This is a genomic window from Spirosoma pulveris, from assembly GCF_054781875.1.
Map to the genome: position 1 here is coordinate 620,220 of NZ_BAAGTO010000003.1, position 16,508 is coordinate 636,727.

General features: G+C 51.7%; 14 protein-coding genes. 3 read left to right on the forward strand and 11 right to left on the reverse strand.

Annotated features, from left to right (window positions below; translation table 11 throughout):
* Positions 1 to 8: 8 nt before the first annotated feature.
* The 7 genes from ACYVJM_RS15240 to ACYVJM_RS15270 form a co-directional block, all read right to left on the reverse strand.
* Positions 9 to 719 (reverse strand): CIS tube protein, encoded by a 711-nt coding sequence (locus ACYVJM_RS15240; protein WP_461149090.1) that lies wholly within the window; start codon positions 717 to 719, stop codon positions 9 to 11.
* Positions 719 to 901, reverse strand: coding sequence for a DUF5908 family protein (locus tag ACYVJM_RS15245; RefSeq protein ID WP_461149091.1), 183 nt, complete (start codon positions 899 to 901; stop codon positions 719 to 721). Before ACYVJM_RS15245 ends, ACYVJM_RS15240 begins: the two co-directional genes overlap by 1 nt.
* Positions 902 to 920: 19 nt before the next feature.
* Positions 921 to 1,358, reverse strand: a complete 438-nt coding sequence (locus ACYVJM_RS15250) for a phage tail protein (protein ID WP_461149092.1) — start codon at positions 1,356 to 1,358, stop codon at positions 921 to 923.
* A 12-nt stretch (positions 1,359 to 1,370) separates the two neighbouring features.
* Complete coding sequence (locus tag ACYVJM_RS15255) at positions 1,371 to 1,808, reverse strand: phage tail protein (RefSeq protein WP_461149093.1); 438 nt, start codon at positions 1,806 to 1,808, stop codon at positions 1,371 to 1,373.
* A gap of 65 nt (positions 1,809 to 1,873) precedes the next feature.
* Entirely contained in the window at positions 1,874 to 3,877 is a 2,004-nt protein-coding gene (locus ACYVJM_RS15260) for a phage tail sheath family protein (protein WP_461149094.1), read from the reverse strand.
* Between the two features lie 32 nt (positions 3,878 to 3,909).
* Positions 3,910 to 4,941 (reverse strand): hypothetical protein, encoded by a 1,032-nt coding sequence (locus tag ACYVJM_RS15265; protein ID WP_461149095.1) that lies wholly within the window; start codon positions 4,939 to 4,941, stop codon positions 3,910 to 3,912.
* 1 nt (position 4,942) lies between these two features.
* Positions 4,943 to 5,593, reverse strand: a complete 651-nt coding sequence (locus ACYVJM_RS15270; protein ID WP_461149096.1) for a Pvc16 family protein — start codon at positions 5,591 to 5,593, stop codon at positions 4,943 to 4,945.
* A gap of 611 nt (positions 5,594 to 6,204) precedes the next feature.
* On the opposite strand from ACYVJM_RS15270, the gene ACYVJM_RS15275 reads away from it, so the two are divergent.
* Entirely contained in the window at positions 6,205 to 8,988 is a 2,784-nt protein-coding gene (locus tag ACYVJM_RS15275) for a response regulator (RefSeq protein ID WP_461149097.1), read from the forward strand.
* 85 nt (positions 8,989 to 9,073) lie between these two features.
* The gene (locus tag ACYVJM_RS15280) at positions 9,074 to 9,499 is read left to right on the forward strand and encodes a response regulator (RefSeq protein WP_461149098.1); all 426 of its coding nucleotides are present in this window, start codon (positions 9,074 to 9,076) and stop codon (positions 9,497 to 9,499) included.
* Positions 9,500 to 9,569: 70 nt separating this feature from the next.
* Here ACYVJM_RS15280 and solA read toward each other — a convergent pair whose 3' ends face one another.
* The 3 genes from solA to ACYVJM_RS15295 all read right to left on the reverse strand — a co-directional run bounded on the left by solA (position 9,570) and on the right by ACYVJM_RS15295 (position 14,051).
* On the reverse strand, positions 9,570 to 10,736 hold the full coding sequence (gene solA, locus ACYVJM_RS15285) for an N-methyl-L-tryptophan oxidase (protein ID WP_461149099.1): 1,167 nt from the start codon (positions 10,734 to 10,736) through the stop codon (positions 9,570 to 9,572).
* 9 nt (positions 10,737 to 10,745) lie between these two features.
* Positions 10,746 to 13,211: a carboxypeptidase-like regulatory domain-containing protein gene (locus ACYVJM_RS15290; protein WP_461149100.1), complete on the reverse strand. Its 2,466-nt coding sequence runs from the start codon at positions 13,209 to 13,211 to the stop codon at positions 10,746 to 10,748.
* 99 nt (positions 13,212 to 13,310) lie between these two features.
* Positions 13,311 to 14,051, reverse strand: a complete 741-nt coding sequence (locus tag ACYVJM_RS15295; protein WP_461149101.1) for a hypothetical protein — start codon at positions 14,049 to 14,051, stop codon at positions 13,311 to 13,313.
* Positions 14,052 to 14,338: 287 nt separating this feature from the next.
* Between ACYVJM_RS15295 and ACYVJM_RS15300 the strand changes: the two genes are divergently transcribed.
* Positions 14,339 to 15,346 carry a GRP family sugar transporter gene (locus tag ACYVJM_RS15300; protein WP_461149102.1) on the forward strand — a complete coding sequence of 336 codons (1,008 nt, stop codon included), beginning with the start codon at positions 14,339 to 14,341 and terminating at the stop codon, positions 15,344 to 15,346.
* Between the two features lie 27 nt (positions 15,347 to 15,373).
* Here the strand turns inward: ACYVJM_RS15300 and ACYVJM_RS15305 are convergent, their stop codons facing one another.
* Positions 15,374 to 15,943 (reverse strand): response regulator, encoded by a 570-nt coding sequence (locus ACYVJM_RS15305; protein WP_461149103.1) that lies wholly within the window; start codon positions 15,941 to 15,943, stop codon positions 15,374 to 15,376.
* Between the last annotated feature and the right edge of the window lie 565 nt (positions 15,944 to 16,508).

The window sequence follows — 16,508 nt, forward strand, 5'->3', positions numbered from 1 at the left end:
GTGTCGATTCAGTTAGTCGTTTTGTCAATGGGCGGAAACACAAGCTCTGTACCCGGAACCAGCCGCCGGAAATTGGTAAGGCCGTTGAGGGCCGCTATTTGTAAATAATAGCGGGTGTCGCCGTAAATCCGCTGGCACATCAGCGGCAGCGTATCCCCGGCTTTCACCAGCCGAATGTGGGTTAGGTCGGGGGAGCTTTTGTTTTCCTTGGCCGCCCGTTTCAGCTCTTCGATGCTGCTCTTGAACTTCACTTTGGCCACCGCCCGGATGGGGCTGCCATCGGGATTGAACAGCTTGTAGGTGATGCTCAACTCCGTGACGCGTCCTTTAAAAATGGAGTTCTCGCCCCACACCAGCTTAAAATGACGCGGCTCGTGCGAATCACCCTTGTATTCGATCAGCACCTGCTTGAACCGCTTGATGTCGTCGGCGATGTTCTCCCGGGGTTTGCCGTCGATAATGCCGGTGTTGTCGAAGAGGAATTCGAAGGTGATCTCTTCGGGTTCGGTGTACTCGTATTTCAACTGTTTGCCACTCGTTCCCTGTCCCTGCCCCGACTCCGAAAACTTGAGCTTGTAGTCGAGGGTATAGGTTTCCGGATTGATAAGGGCTTCGAAATAGGCTTCGTTAGCCTTCGCTTCGGCTTTGCCGCCGTTTTCGGCCTCTTTCGAATCTTTGAAACCCAGGATGAGCATTTTCTCCAGTTTCCCCGTAGCCATCAGCGTTCCTGTTTTTCCCGAAGGATTTGTAAGACCTGTTCAACGCATTCCGCCACAAGGGCTTCTTTATCCGCAGAGCCACCCCCGCCCGCCGGGGGTGCCGACGGCGAGGACGCACCTCCTTCGGCTGCCGGTGCGTTGACCGTGACCCGGATGTGGAGTTCTCTGATTTCAATAGGCATCGTTGGGGCGGTTTAGGAGCTACTTAACGGTGAAATACTGGTACATCAGTTCGAGCGTTTCGACCACCAGCGTGTTATCGTTGGCGTTCAGATCCGTCACGATCCATTTCTTAGGAATGGCGTGAACGATGTTCCAGGTACGCAGCGGCTCACTTTTCTCGTTCATCAGAATCACGCTGATGTCCTTCGATGTGAACTCGCGGTCGCGGAAAGCGGCCATGAACCACTGGGTCACGTCCGAATCGGTGAGCATACCGCGTTTCAGCACCAGGTCGGCATATTTGGTCCGAACCGGGAGCTTGTGGGTGAAGCGGTTTTCGCCCCCTTCCTTGAACTCCTCCATGTCGTATTCGACCGATAAACCGGACACGGACTGAAACCGGATGTCGTTCTTGTTCTTGACCGAACTGAATTCCACTTTGTAGTAGAAACCCCAGGGCGGATAGTAATCGACCATACTGCCGGCGCGTTAGATCTTCATTAGTTTGAGGCCTTCGTGCGCAATCTCGATGGTTTCCACGGCAATTTCGTTGGCATCCGATTTGAGATCAGGGGCCGTCACTTTGATGGGAAAACAACGGGTTGCGGACCAGGCTGCCACCGGAATGTGCTTCTCGTTGAGCAGACGGATCACCACGTCGCGCCGACCATTGACCCGCTCGTTGGCGATTTCGTCGAGCCAGTTGTTGTAGTCGAAGTCGGCTTCGAATTTGCCGCGCTTCATGGTGATGTTGCTGAATTTGCGCATCCCCGGCATCTTGATCTTGTTGAAATCCTTGCTGTCGCTGTGCCGGTATTCGATGACCTCCACCTGCATATCGAGGCCTGTAATTTCGGTGAAACTGATTTTTGCACCACCCCAGTCGACCTGAAAGTGAAAACGGGGTAAAGGATATTCCTGTGCCATGTTGGTTTAACCAGTAAAAAAGTGAACGTTTAAGTTGAATGAGGAGCGGGCACGAAGGCCACCCGTCAGGACTCGGCCATTTTGTGCGAGAACTTGAGAATGATGAACTCGGCGGGTCGAACGGCGGCCATGCCAATCTCAATGATCATGCGTCCTTCCAGAATATCGAGCGGGGTCATGGTCTTGCCCAGGCCCACCGCCACGTAAAAGGCATGTTCGGGTTTGATACCCTGCAAAGCCCCCTGCCGCCAGAGCGTGTTCAGAAAGTTCTCGATCATGGCCTGCACTTTCACCCAGGTGTTGGCGTCGTTGGGCTCGAACACAAACTGTTCGGTGGCTTTTTTGACCGACTCCTCCACAAAGTTGAAAAACCGCCGGACGGGTACGTAGCGCCATTCGTTGTCGTTTCCGGCCAGTGTGCGGGCACCCCAAACCAGCGTTCCCTTACCCGTAAAGGCGCGGATGATGTTGATCGACTTGCCCGAGTTAACATCCACGTTATACTCGCCCTGCTGTTCCTGCGAAATCTTGACACCGGGGCCAATGACTGCATTCAGGCTCACATTGGCGGGCGCTTTCCAGACGCCCCGGTCGCGGTCGGTGCTGGCGTAAACCCCGGCAACAGCACCCGAGGGAGGCAGCAGGTTGAAAGCTTCGGTGGCTTTGGTTACCAGATCCTTGTAGGTACCAAAAGAGGCCATCAATGCATCGTTGAGGGTTTTTTCGTAGTTTTTCTGCGTTGTGGCCAGAAAACGGAAAAACGTAATGGCTTCATTGGCGGCTGCTAAAACAGGGTTTAAGGCGACGGACCCTCTTTTTTTAGCGGTATCGGCACCTGCATAAGCAGCCGCCACATCGGCGGAATTGGCAGCGGCCAACAGGGCTGCCCCGTCGGCAAAGCCTACCAACTTGGCGGCTTTGTCCAGGTCGCCCCCAGTTGTGAGCACGTTTATGGCATCGGCAGCAGGGACAAGGGCACTCAAGTGTTTATGATGCTTGGCTACCAGGGTCAGCGCGGACTTGGCGGGCGACTTAGATACGTATTTTTCAATGTCGGTTCGTAGCTTGAACAGGCTATCCGCTGGTACAGGGGCTGCCATATAACGGTCCTGGATGACGGAAAGCAATTTGATGGTAATGGTCGTGATAGCCCCTAGTTTAGTTTCTACGTCCGCTTTGGGAGCATCGTCGGCCAGGGCTTTGTATTCGCCCAGCCTGGCGGTCTGGAAACTTTCGAGTGATACATCTGCCGAACTCGTGATAGTGACTTCGATGGGAGGAAGGGCATTCACAAACGTCTCGACGGTATCTAGCTGCGTAAGAAGATTCAGAATATCCGCATTGGTTGTCAGGCTGCTCAACTTTATGGGGTCATTTGTTACCGCTCGTTGCAGGGTAAGGTTACGGCGCAGCAGTGTTCGGGGCAGATTGGCCTGAATCCAGGGGCCATAAGCCGCGCCGTATTTCATATAATTGATCCCGATTTTATCCCGAAAATCCTCGACCGTAGTGGCAAAGGCATTTGTATCCGTCGAGCGGGTCAGATCGCATAACGTAAACCGATCCTTCAGTTTGTTGCACTGAGCCAGTGCCTGTTTCTGAAATTCGTAGGGGCCGTTGGCTGCATCAGAAACCGAGTCCGGCGACAGAATGAGGGTGGGCTCATCTTCCTGCTCCAGTAGTAGCAGGGCCGCTTCCAGATCGGCGGAGGCTACGTTTGCCGGATATTTTCCCGCCGAGATAATGTAGCATTTTCCTCCGCCATTGGCATAAAATAACCGCAGACTATCGTACAAATACAGTTTGGCGCTGGTTTCTGCCTTTACAAACTGGTTGTTGGTATCCAGGGTAACCGTCACATTCTGCGAAGGCCCACCGCCGAAGATGGCTTCGTATTCGGCAATGGATTCGATCCGTTTCGGCTTATTGAACAGCGATTCTCCGTTCTCTTCCGCCTTTTCGGTGTACCCGATAAAAGCAGGTATGGCGGTTTCAACAGCGGCTATTGAAGGCGGAAACTTGGGGATTTCCTCGACGTATACCCCCGGCGTATTATACGGTGCTGCCATGGCTTGTGTGTTACTTGTTAGGAATGAGACGGTTATTTTAGGATTTGCGAGAATAGACCCGTGATTTTTTCGGCATTGCCGGGGTCAACAGTAAGCTGTACTGAATCGGGTGAGGGCTTGGGCCTGGTGTTATTTTTCTCGCTGAACAGGGTCAGCGGGAGCGGGTTTGGTTCCGTTGAGAGCAGAGCCCCCGTGCGTTTGTCGATGTACTGCCAGGTCGTGGATCGGTTTTTGAACCGAATTTCAAAAATCGGTGGAGCCGCTTTGGGTACTCCATTGACCACACAACTAAAGTCAGCATCGCCGGGACGTTCGGCCGTGATGCGAACGAGGGCATATACGTTATCGGGGATTTCGGCGGATACCTGAAGGCCGCGCAGTCCGGTTGGGGGGAACTGATCCAGCGCCGGGGGAGCGTCGATGAGCGGCACATCGTCCTGGTGCACATAGACCGGCTGGGTATTGGCCTGGGCCGCCAGTTGCTGGGTGGTGGCATCCGGCTGGCTGCTCGTTAGCTGCACCAGCTTTGCCCCCGACCGGGCCAGCGATTCTATTTTAGCCGTTGTGCTGGCCGCCAGGGTGGGGATTTCTTTCGATAGAAACAGTGCCTTGACCCCATTGATCGTCCGGGAAACGCCGGTTAGGTTCGACAGAACGGGTACGCCTGTTTTATACCGGTCATAGCTGTCATTGGACCGATTGTGGTACTCCCCAATGGTTTGCCTGAACAGCGTCTGGGCCGTATACTGGAAGAAGGCCGGACTTTGTACGGTCAGGATCAGGTCGAACCGGGTATCGGCGTGCACTTGTGTCCCATCGGGTACGGCGACGACGCAGCCCAGGGTTGTCGTTCGGTAGATACCGCCCAGTTTTTTCAGCGCCTTTTGGGTCGCTTCGGTGGGGGTAAGGCTCATGAACTGACGCACATCGTAGGTCAGTAACCGCCGGTTTTTTACAACGTCATCCAGTGCATCAAACAAAGTGGAGCCATTATCCAGCCAGTAGTGGTGGAGAATACGCAGCTCAAAAAGGCGTTTGTACCGGCTCGTTGTGCCCTCTGCCATGTTAGTTGACCGACGGTTTTTTGTGGTAGAAATTACTGGTTATCTCTGTGATGACGCCCCGCTCGGGTTGCCGGGATCTGAACTTCAGATCGAGCATCCGGAAGATGTAAAGCGCAAACGGGTATTGCTTGCCGCCTAACGTTCCCCACAGGTGATTGACTTCTTCCATGCTGGGTGAGTACAGTTCGACATTCATCTTAAAGGACTCCAGTTGATCGAGTTCGTTAACAATAGCCGTTGGCGGAGTCAGGGAGTTGGGGTCAACCGAATCCTGCGTAAATGCCAGCCGGTACTGAAAAAACTGAATACCGCGAGACAGCATCAGCAAGGCAATCATATAGTCGCTATGCGTGGCAGTAAGGAGTACTTTGAGATTTAGAAAAACAGGCGGGTTTTCATAGCTGACGCTCAGATTTGCATCGTGACGGACATAGTTCGGGAGGTTTTTCAGCGTTTTTTCCTCCTGAATATTCACGACTGATAGAATAAGTCGGTTGCGGGGAATTCCATTCGCTGCGTTACCCGATGCAAAGCCTTCTGCCAGATTGCCCAGAACAGCCCGGTTAGAACTTGCATCGGCATTGGGTATATCATAGGTCATCAAATGCCTATTCAACTCATTCATGACAATGCTTAAGGCGTGGGCAATCATATCTCTTTACATTATGTTAAGAATGATAATCAACTGGTTAATTCAATCCACAATTATGCTTACAGCAGTGAACATAATTCATGCGATTTCCTTTGAGTATAATCTTTGAGTAAACGGTCAGAAATGTAGGTAAGCAGCTTTTGTCCGGATGTACCCGGTGCATTTCCCGAAGAGTTCGTAACTGTGGTGCCTACAGGTGATTAGGATCAGTAACCGGTAGTACTAAAAGTTCTTGTAAACAAGGCTGAAATGAATGCGAATGAATTATTCCGCGGAATGATTCATCGAAAAAGTAAACGTAAATTATTAAGTATATCTACAGAGTAAGTGTATTGATTTAATAGTATAAGTGTATGATTTATGCGTATTTGGTGCTTTGTTCTTAATAAAAAGCGTAATTTGTTAAAGAAAATGTCGTTCGGATATTAGACAGGCTGTTTTAGTTGCTACTTTTATAGTTAATTTAAAGCTTGTCCTAGAAAGCGATTTACAAGCCCTATTTAGCTACGCGTAGGTAATTTATAATGCCGCATAGCCAGTAGTAGTACGGTCACCAGTTCAGCTGTACTCTTTGGAATCTTATTGGCCGGCTTTTTAAACTATTAACTATAATGGCTTACTCGACAACCCGGAGTTTATGGCCAATTGATCTAATCAACTTCAGGCAGTTATTGTTTTTTTCTTTTGTGCTGTTTCTGAGCACTTTTATCGTTAACGCTGGCGTGCCGCCCGTTGCCCGGCACGGTACGCTTGATCTGAGAAAAGTCGATTTCACCGGACAGACTATTGCATTGACCGGACAGTGGAAATGGTACTGGCATCAGCTTCGTTCCCCAAAACAGGCCGAATCGACAGCGGAGTACATCAATTTTCCTCAACAGTGGTCTGTTAGTACGTGGCAACGGAAGGCACTTCCGCGGGAGGGTTTTGCTACCTACACCCTAACTGTTCTATTACCCGCCCGCCACCGCCCGCTTTCCTTAAAATTGCCGGATCAAAATACCGCTTACCGGCTTTTTATCAACGGTGAGGAACTGGCTCATGATGGCAACCCGACAGCGTTGGCCACAACAACAGTACCGCACTGGTCAACACAACTGATTTCGTTGCCTGTTTCGGGTGATACGCTTACTATTCTTCTGCAATTGGCTAATTATCAGCACTCTAAGGGTGGTGCTGTTAAGGCCATTACCCTTGGCGAGTCAACCAAAATGGCTTCTGACCTGTCCATAGAGCAGGCTATGGCTGTGTTTATGACGGGTTTTGTCCTCATGAGCGGCCTGTTTTTTCTGGGCTTGTTTGCATTTAGCTCAATGGATCGCCCCATGCTCTATTATGGCTTGTTCTGTCTGGCCTACAGCTACCGATTGATGGGTACGGATTGTTATATTCTTCACACGCTGTTTCCGCAGATACCCTGGTACATAAGTATCCGTTTCGAGTACGGGTCGCTGTATTTGGCCATCGGGTTGTTCGTGAAGTACACGCAGTCGTTATACCCTCAAGATACGCACCCCGGCATTATTAAAGCGATGGCGTGGCTTTGTTTTGCGTTCCTGGGAACGGTTCTGTTCCTGCCTTCTATGGTGTTCACCTACCTGATGGATATATTCCTGGGGGTAATGGTCGCTTACATCGGTTATGCCATCTATGTGTACTGGACAGCTTTTCGCCGAAAGCGGCCCGGGGCAACTTACTCGTTGATGAGCACTGGATTGCTGCTTACCGTTTTTACGCTGATTCTCATTCAGTATTTTGGCTTTGCCGCTCCCTTGCAGATAGAACTTTTTGTGGGTTATATAGGCTTCTTCTTCCTGCAATCGCTGGTGTTGGCTTTTCGATTTACTTATGCACTCAACGAAGCGCGCTATACCGAAAAACAGTTTCTGGCGAACATGAGTCATGAGATTCGCACACCCCTAAACGCCATCCTGGGCTTTTCGGAAATGCTCGAAGCGGCTCCCCTCGATAAGGAGCAGAAAGAATCCCTGCATTACATTCGCACGGCGGGCAAAAACCTGCTCACCATCGTCAACGATATTCTGGACATCGCTAAAATTGAAGCCGGTATGCTTCCGCTAGAAATCATTCCGTTTAGCCTGGGCGCGCTGGCCGATTCGATTCGAACCATGATTCTGCCGGTAGCTATGGAGAAAAACCTGTCACTCGTGGTTGAGACAGACCCGACCCTGCCAGCTATTGTTCTTGGCGACCCCACCCGGTTAACCCAGATCCTGCTGAATCTGCTCAGCAATGCGGTCAAGTTTACCCAGCAGGGTAGTGTAACCGCCCGCATTGTCAACGTCGGCGAAACGGCTGACTCGATACGCGTACGTTTTTCGGTGAAGGACACCGGTATTGGCATGGCGCCGGAGGTGTTGCCGCATATTTTTGAGCGATTTCGTCAGGCCAATGATTTTACTACCCGGTACTACGGAGGAACCGGGCTGGGACTGAGTATCGTCAAATCCCTCACGGAGATGCAGGGGGGGTGGGTCACCGTTTCGAGTACACTTGGTCAGGGTTCCTGTTTTACGCTGGAGATTCCTTACAAGCGAACCGCTAACTCGCTGGAACCAACGGCTGACCTATCGGTGGAGCCACAACTGACGGCTACCCAGAATGTCCGGATTCTGGTGGTGGAGGATAACCTGATCAACCAGAAGCTGGCTCAGCAGGTTCTTAAACGATTGGGCTATTCCATTCAGATTGTTGAGAACGGGCAGGAGGCACTCGATCTGCTGAAAGTAGCCAGCTTCGATCTGATATTGATGGATATTCAGATGCCTATTATGGATGGCTATGCCACTACCCGCTATATTCGTACTACCCTGCAAAGCTCCGTACCTATTATTGCCATGACCGCCCACGCCCTGGCCAGTGAACGTGAGCAGTGTTTGCAGGCGGGTATGAACGACTTTATTCCTAAACCGTTTCAAATTGATGAATTGCAGCGAATTATGCGGAAGTATACCCCCTCTACGCTGAAGGCAACCCCGGCTGAACCAGATAAAACAGCGAGTGGGCCAGCGTCGGGTTTCGACCTCGAACCGCTATTGATCTCGGTAGATAATGATTCGGCTTTCGCAGCAGAAGTATTAGACCTGTTTTTAAGTCAATCCAGCCAGGAGCTGGATCAGATCAGGCAGGCCGTCGCACAGAACGACAACATCACGATTGCACGGTTGATCCACACCCAGAAAGTACCCATCCGCACCTTTGGATTAACGCAGATAGGTCAGTTGATTGACGCGCTCGAGGCCCAGCTCGCTGCAAATAATGACCCCGTTCAGATTAGTTCGCTACTGAAGCAGTATGTGGCAGCGCTCGAAGCCGAACGGCCAGCGATGCAGAAGGCTCTATCGAATTTGCAAAAAGATAGTGTAGCCGACTGAGCGGAAGTGCCGAGGGCATAGAGCTGAGTTGATCTGTGGCAGAAAGAGTAGATACGAAACGTTAGCTTTATTAATGACAGACAGCATGAATGAGCCACTAAAGCCTGATTCACAGGCGACAGGCCAACTTAAAGAAAAGCCATTATCGGGTATATGTATTCTACTCGTGGAAGATTACCCACTTAATGTGCTTTTCGCCCGGCGGCTTCTGGAAGGTTGGGGGGGCTCCGTTGATGTCGCCGGCAACGGTCAGGATGCACTGGATGTACTGAACCCTGCCAAACACAAGCTGGTACTGATGGATTTGCAGATGCCCGTTATGGATGGCTACGAGTCGGCCCGGCACATGCGGGAACGGGGCGAAACAGTCCCCATCATTGCACTAACGGCCGATACCAACCTGGATGTCGATCAGCATATACAAGCCTACGGACTGAATGGCGTTTTAACCAAGCCGCTTCAGGCCGAACCCTTACTGGAACTCTTGCTTCGCTGGCTTAAGGCTGCCTGATCCAGCTGGTTAAACTAACATGACTAATGACCCCATACCTACAAACATTAGTCCGCTATGCGGCCATCTGTCACGTTAAATTACCAAAATGGCGCAGTCGAAAAGGCTGAATTGAAAATTCAGTCCGGTTCTGTAAAGCTAATTCGGCCAGAATCTGGCCAACGGCCGCCGAGTGTTTAAAACCGTGCCCCGAACAGGCCGAAGCCAGCAAAACGTCGGGATGGTCGGGATGCTGGTCGATGATAAAATCACCGTTGGGCGTCATGGTATACAGACACACAACCGATTTGACACAGGTAGGCCCGACCCCCACAAAGTTGGGCGCAATGTGCTGTTCGTACATGCGTCGTGTTTCGGCTTCGCTGACCGTTCGGTTTACAACCTGCGGACTTGTGGGCTGGGCGTAGGTTTCAGTGGCAATTTTCAATCCGCCATCGGGGCCGCCTACCGCCGGGAAGCCGTATAAGTCGCGCTCGCTCAGAATAAATACCGGTAGCTTATCCGGCGTATATTGCCGGTAATCGCCTTCAATACCGAACCAGTAAAGTACCTGCCGGTATACACTAAGCATGTCCCGGTAAGGCGTATGACGCAGGGATTCGGTAATCCAGGAGCCGGTGGTCAAAATCAGCTTACGGGTCTGGTAAACTCCCGTCTCTGTTCGAACGGTAATTCCTGCCTTTGTGGCGTCGAAAGCCACCATCCGTTCGTTGGTTCGGACAGTCGCTCCGTACTGCCGGGCCTGTTGGAGTTGAACCGAAATACACCGCTCCGGTTTCAGGAAGCCAGCTTCTTCTTCAAAATAACCAATGTCGTTGGGCCGGTACCTGAACTGAGGGAACTCCTGCCGAAGGGCTGTGTTGTCGAGCAGTCGATGGGCAATACCAAACTGTTCCGCTGCCCGGATGGTGGTGGTGAGCCAGCCGGGTTTGTTGTGCATCTGGACGGGTGAGTGCTCCTGCCCGATGAACAACCCACCCGTAATGGTAAGCAGGTCTTCGTTGGTACGTTGTTCGAGTTCGCGCCATATGGCGTAGGATCGCAGGGCCAGCGGTACAAAATGAGTCCCCTCGCCAATGGCCTGCCGGGTAATGCGGGTGTCGCCGTGGGTAGAACCCAGCGTGTGCGGGGGCGCAAACTGGTCGAGCCCGAGCACATTGGGCGTCTGTTGGGCAAGCTGGTAGAGGGCAGCACTGCCCATCGCGCCCAATCCAACAACAATCGCATCGAAAATCATACGGACTAATCAGAAGTTTACGCGGTAGTAGAATACGGGCAGAAAACCGAGTTGATATTCCTGCTTCACAAAGGTACCATCGGGCTGGGGCGCGTAGCTGAGGGACAGCAGATTTTTAATGCCCAGCACATTCACGAGATCGACGGCGATGGTATGTGTGAGCCGCTGTCGGTTGATCTTGTAGTCGATCTTGATATCGAATCGGCGGTAGGGCGCAAACTGAAGGCTGTTGCGGGTGGCACTGGCAAAGACAATTTCCTGATTTCGGCGGGAAGCGGCTTCGTCAACGGGACCGTACCAGCGTCCGCCAGTGGCCGTAAATTTGGCCCCTACGCTCAGGCTGGATCGCTTGAAGGGTATCTCTTTGGCGAAGAGGGCGTTGTAAGCGTACCGGCCATTGAAGTCGGTATTTCGCCATACGTTGTCCGATCCTTTGTATTTGGCATCGAACAGCGAGCCCGTAACCAGAAAGTAGTAGTAGTTGCTGAAGAATTTCTCCAGAGTCAGCTCCACGCCGTAGTTTCGACCAACCCCCGTGTTAACCAGTGCACCGGGAAATATGCGGGAGAAAGCCGCGCCGGTGTTCAGCATGGAGAACGACGATTCTGCCCGCTCAACGGGTACATTGAACAACCGCTGGTAATAGGTTTCGAGCAGCAGCCGCATATTCTGCCCCAGCAGGCGGTTATAACTCGCTACATAATGCCAGCTTTTAGTCAGCCCTACAGATCGATTAGCTTCTACCAGCGGGGCCGGGTAGGCCGATGAGGCCAGATTCGGGGATTTGTAGAAATAGGTGTAAGTCGGTTGCATCTGGCTGTGCAGGCCAGTAGCTATGCTTAGTTTCTGTCGGTTCGGCAGGTCATAGCTCAGGCCCAGACGGGGTTCAACGGGCGATGAACTTTTGGCGTTCAGGGTCAGGAAAAGGGCGTTCAATCCGGCGGTGAGCGTAAGGTTGCTGGTCAGGCGGGTGCGGTAACTGGCGTAGGGTTGCAGCAGGGCAAAGGTCTCGTTGGCGTCCCAGCGCGTCTGCCAGCCCGTAAAGCGCGTGGAGGTTGGCGGCTCAAAGGTCCGTACACTATCGAAGGCCGAGAAGTTGTAAACATCAGTATTCAGGCCAATTTTAAGCGTACTGCGAGCACCGGTCTTGTGGTTGACAAACGACGAGAGGGTGTAGCGAACCTCCCTGAAACGGTAGTCCAGAATAGGGCGGAGGGAGTCGACCACAAACCGGCTGTTCTGTACAATGGGATTGCCGCTGCCATCTTTTCGCAAAAAGAGGTAATCATGATTGGCATCCTGCACGTTGCCCGATACGGCCAACGTGGTTTTCCAGAACGTCTGTTTACTAACCGGGCGAGTATAGGTCAGCCCGGCCACGCCCATGCGCGAGGTATAGTACTGGTCGCGGTCGTTCTGCCCGAAAATATTCCGGTCGTCGGCTTTTTGCTGACTCACCAGAATATCGACCGTACTGGTACCGCCCAGCGCCCAGAGGGCAATACTCCCGGCGGGTGCTCCGGTGCGGGTTCTCAGCGGAAAGTTGAGCCGAAAAAAACCGTCCTGATAGGAAGGCACCGCCTGGGTGCCGATGTCCAGCCCGATCTTATTGAAAAGCCCCAGATTGGCATAGCGGAAGGAGGCTATGTACGAAGCCCCCGACATGGACGAGCCAGGTTTGCGGGATAACGGCCCTTCGACCATGGCTTCGGTACCCAGAAAGCCAAACTGCACCGTTTTTTCGTGCTTTTCATTGTTGCCGTTGCGGAGCTTGAGGTCAAATACACCGGCTACCGTGTTGCCAAATTCGGCAGGAAAGGCGCCCGTAAAAAAGTCGGAGTTGGCCAGATACCGATTGTTGATAATGCTTACCGGCCCGCCCGATGTACCGGCAATAGCGAAGTGGTTGGGGTTGGGAATACTAACGCCCTCCAGCCGCCAGAGTACACCCTGCGGGGAGTTTCCCCGGATCACGATGTCGTTTCGCGAATCGTCGGCTCCCTGCACCCCGGCAAAGTTTGAGGCCATGCGGGCGGGTTCCCCCCGGCTTCCGGCGTACCGGTCGGCCTCATCGACGGTAAACTGCCGGGCAGATACCACGGCCATGTCATTGCGGGCCTCACCCGTGCGCTGCGCCCTGACCGTTACGGAGCTTAACTGCTGAACGCTTTCTTCCAGCTCGACGTCCAGAATGGTTTCGCGGCCTGCGTCGATAATGATGTTGTTGAGCAGCACATCTTTATACCCTACCAACGTAACGCGCACCGTTCGCCGGCCAACGGGGACTTTAGCGATGCGGTAGGCACCGGCGGTATCGCTGACATTGCCTAACGACTGATCAACGATCTGAATGGTGGCGCCCACAAGTGGGTATTTGGATTCATTGTCGACTACTCGCCCCCGCAGCGTTTGCGTGAGTTGGGCGTGGGCGAACAGGGGCAGAAACAGGCTAAAAAGCAGGAGATGTAAACGCATGGGCTGCATATTGATTGAGTGGTGAGGATATTCGTGTGTGGAAGTTAGTTAACGGATGTGGAAATATCGAAGTTACCCCTGCCAACTAAGTGGGGAGGACTAAAATTGTAGCCATCTGGGAACAAACATGAAATTCATAAAACGGGCGAAATTACTGCGTCTCTTCCTCGGTTGCACCCGGTACTTTACGCTGTAGAGCGCATTGGGAGGGCCATTCTCCAGCGACCCGTATAGGGTAATTAGCTGCTCCTTCTTAAGAATCTTTATGGTATCTCCCCAAAAGGTATGCTCAATAAGCCGGAGATTGGTTAGTGACTCGCTTAACGAGTAAGCCAGGCGGTGTTGGAGCTGAAGGGGGGTGTTCTCAACAGAGTATGTAAACTGCCTGCCCGCTTTGTTGCTGTGCTGAACCATATGGTGAATCCAGAAGTCGTCGATGGCGACGAATTTATGAGCGGGAAGTTCAGCCATGATGGTGTTGAAAGCCGTTTTTTTGTAGTATCTGACACTAGCGTTCTGATACCTGAGTTGAACCGGATCGGGCTGAAGATTTTTTGGGGCGCCCAACCGGTTACTATACGACGTGGTAAAGCCGTCCCGGTCGAGGAAGCTATTCGACCAGTCGAGGTAGAGTGGATAGCTGGTTTTGTTATAGAGCAAAAATCGCATACGGCCGCCTTCTCCCCAGAGGTTGTAAATAACTTTCAGATCGTCATTCTCATAGGCGAAATCGTTGCCGACGAGCTTTACCTCCCCCGATTGCAGTGATGTGACATGGTATACCGACGGACCGCAACCGAACAGGCAGAGTGAAAAAAGCAGAGAGTTAAATGTTTTCATGATGTAGCTGGAAGGTGACACTTGGGTGGATAGTTAGGCTGACTGCTTTGTTGAACCAAAATTGATGGTTTATGACGCCCTAAGCCAGTTGCAGTTGAACAACGGAGTGCTTGAGTTGATAAACGGAGGCATTTGGCTACTAACGGACCTGTAAAAGACGGTCTGCTGCTCTTTTGTGAGGGAGCGTATTTTGGGTTATGGCAACTCAAACAAAGTGACGGCAGACCTTGTCTATGCAGAAGCTGGCCTCCTGATCAGGCACGGCTCAGTCACTTCGTCTACGGCCTATGTTTGTCACTAACCACCCAACGGTAGCCATTTGCCTTTGTCTCTTCACCATGTTCTGCTGGGGCTCCTGGGCCAACGCCCAGAAGTACGTTACCCTGTCGTCTCCCCTGTATGTCTTCTACCGGGACTATGTTTACGGTATTCTTCTGGCATCGATGGTGATTGGGTTTACGCTGGGCAGCTTTGGCGAACAGGGCCGCTCCCTGGTCGCCGACCTTCAGCAGGCGCAGGTAAGCAGTTTATTAATTGCCCTGGCCGCCGGTGTGGTGTTTAACATCGGCAACATGCTGCTCACAGTAGGCATTGGTATCGCCGGTATTTCCATTGCCATGCCTGTGGGTACGGGCTTATCCTTGTCTATTGGTTTGGTTGTCAACTATCTGGCTGAGCCTAAAGGAAGTATTCCGTTACTGGCGGCAGGCGCAGCCGCCATACTGGTCGCCATGGTCTTTAGTGCGCTGGCATATCGGGCTAAACAGGGGCAGAATGATACCGGCGCATCATCGTCCAATAATCGGGGCATCTGGATTGCGCTGGCTGGCGGACTGGTGGCGGGGTTCTTCTTCCGCATCACGGCTGAGTCGCAGGTTAGCGATCTGGAAAGCCCCGAGTCAGGGTTGTTAACGCCATATACGAGTCTGCTACTATTTGCGCTGGGTGTTACTTTGAGCAATCCACTTCTGGAGTACCTGGTCCGGCGATTTTTGCAAACCGAAGAACAGGACCAGCCTTCATACCGCCAAACGCCGGTCAGCGTACACCTGGCTGGCCTGGGCGGGGGTGTCATCTGGGGGCTGGGTATGATCACGCTGCTGCTGGGCACCGGGCAGGCGGGCGATGCGGTATCGTATGGTCTTAGCCAGGGGGCCACGATTGTATCTGTCCTTTGGGGGGTGTTTGTCTGGCAGGAATTTAAGGATGCACCTCCCAAAGCCAGCCGCTATCTCTGGCTAATGGGCACGGCTTACGTGGCAGGTCTGGTACTTATTGTTCTGGCCCGAATGTAGGGCAACTGGCCAAAACCGTAACCCGTTCTACTCCGTCCAGTACATACGAAGCGTGGAGAAGCATTCCCGCCATTCGTTGTAGGTTAGGGGTTTTACAATATATGAATTGCTGGAGTAGGAAAGTGCGCTCTTGACGTCGTCGGGGTTATTGGAGCGGCTAATGATAACTGTAGGAATTTGTCCGTACATTGGATGCAGTTTAATTTTTTTCAGAATGTTCAGGCCGGACTGCGAGGTGGGTAAGTACAAGTCTACGAGGATTAGTCGGGGCAAGTCGATCTCACGCTGAACACATTTATTAAGGTAGGGTATCACCCGTCGGGGCTCGGCAATCCAGATCACCTGCGAGACGGGAAACTGTTGAAGTAAGGCCCATCGAATTAGAAACCATTCATCTGCATTATCCTCAATGACCAGAATAGTTGGTTTATTTGGGTTAGTCTGTAATAACGACTGAGGGGGATTAAGCTGGGGGGCGGGGTTGGTTCTGGATAGGTAAGTTTCGTACACTCGGCTCCGATATAAGGCCAGCCAGCTCTCAAAATTCTGTAGTGTTGTCTGATCCTCGTCTGTATTCGATTCGTTATCTGAAGCCATACGTTACGCTAATTACAGGTTTTGTGTACTATCCGTTTGAACATTACTTGTACAAACACGATTTACCTCACTAAACGGACACGTGAGAAAATGTCATAAGTTTACAGATGGGACTTTTTGGGAAATTAAATTGATGTATTGCTTGAAAATTCAGGCAATTTAAATGTTCTGAGATTAATGTAAGCAATGATTATTTAGTATTGTTTAGCTAATTGATAAATTAGTTGCTCAATTATTTTCCATGTATCGCTATTAATAGAATAAAACAACGTTATCCAAGTTGCCAAAATCGAATGGCCGGATGCTGGGGAGCCGCCATAGTAATTAGGAAGAAAGAGCTTGTCCGGACGGTGGCAAATCCAATGAGATGAGCAAGGTTAAATCAGTGTTTTCTTGTCATTAACAGGGTTATAATGAGATTATATTCAGATTAACCCACCTATTCTAACCTTTTCTAATTCTGAAATGTAACCATAGCGGGCAAGGATCAAGAAGAGTATGTTTCTGGCACACAATCCAGATGAGCAGACCCCTCCACTTTGTTCTACCTTTTCTTTATGTGTGC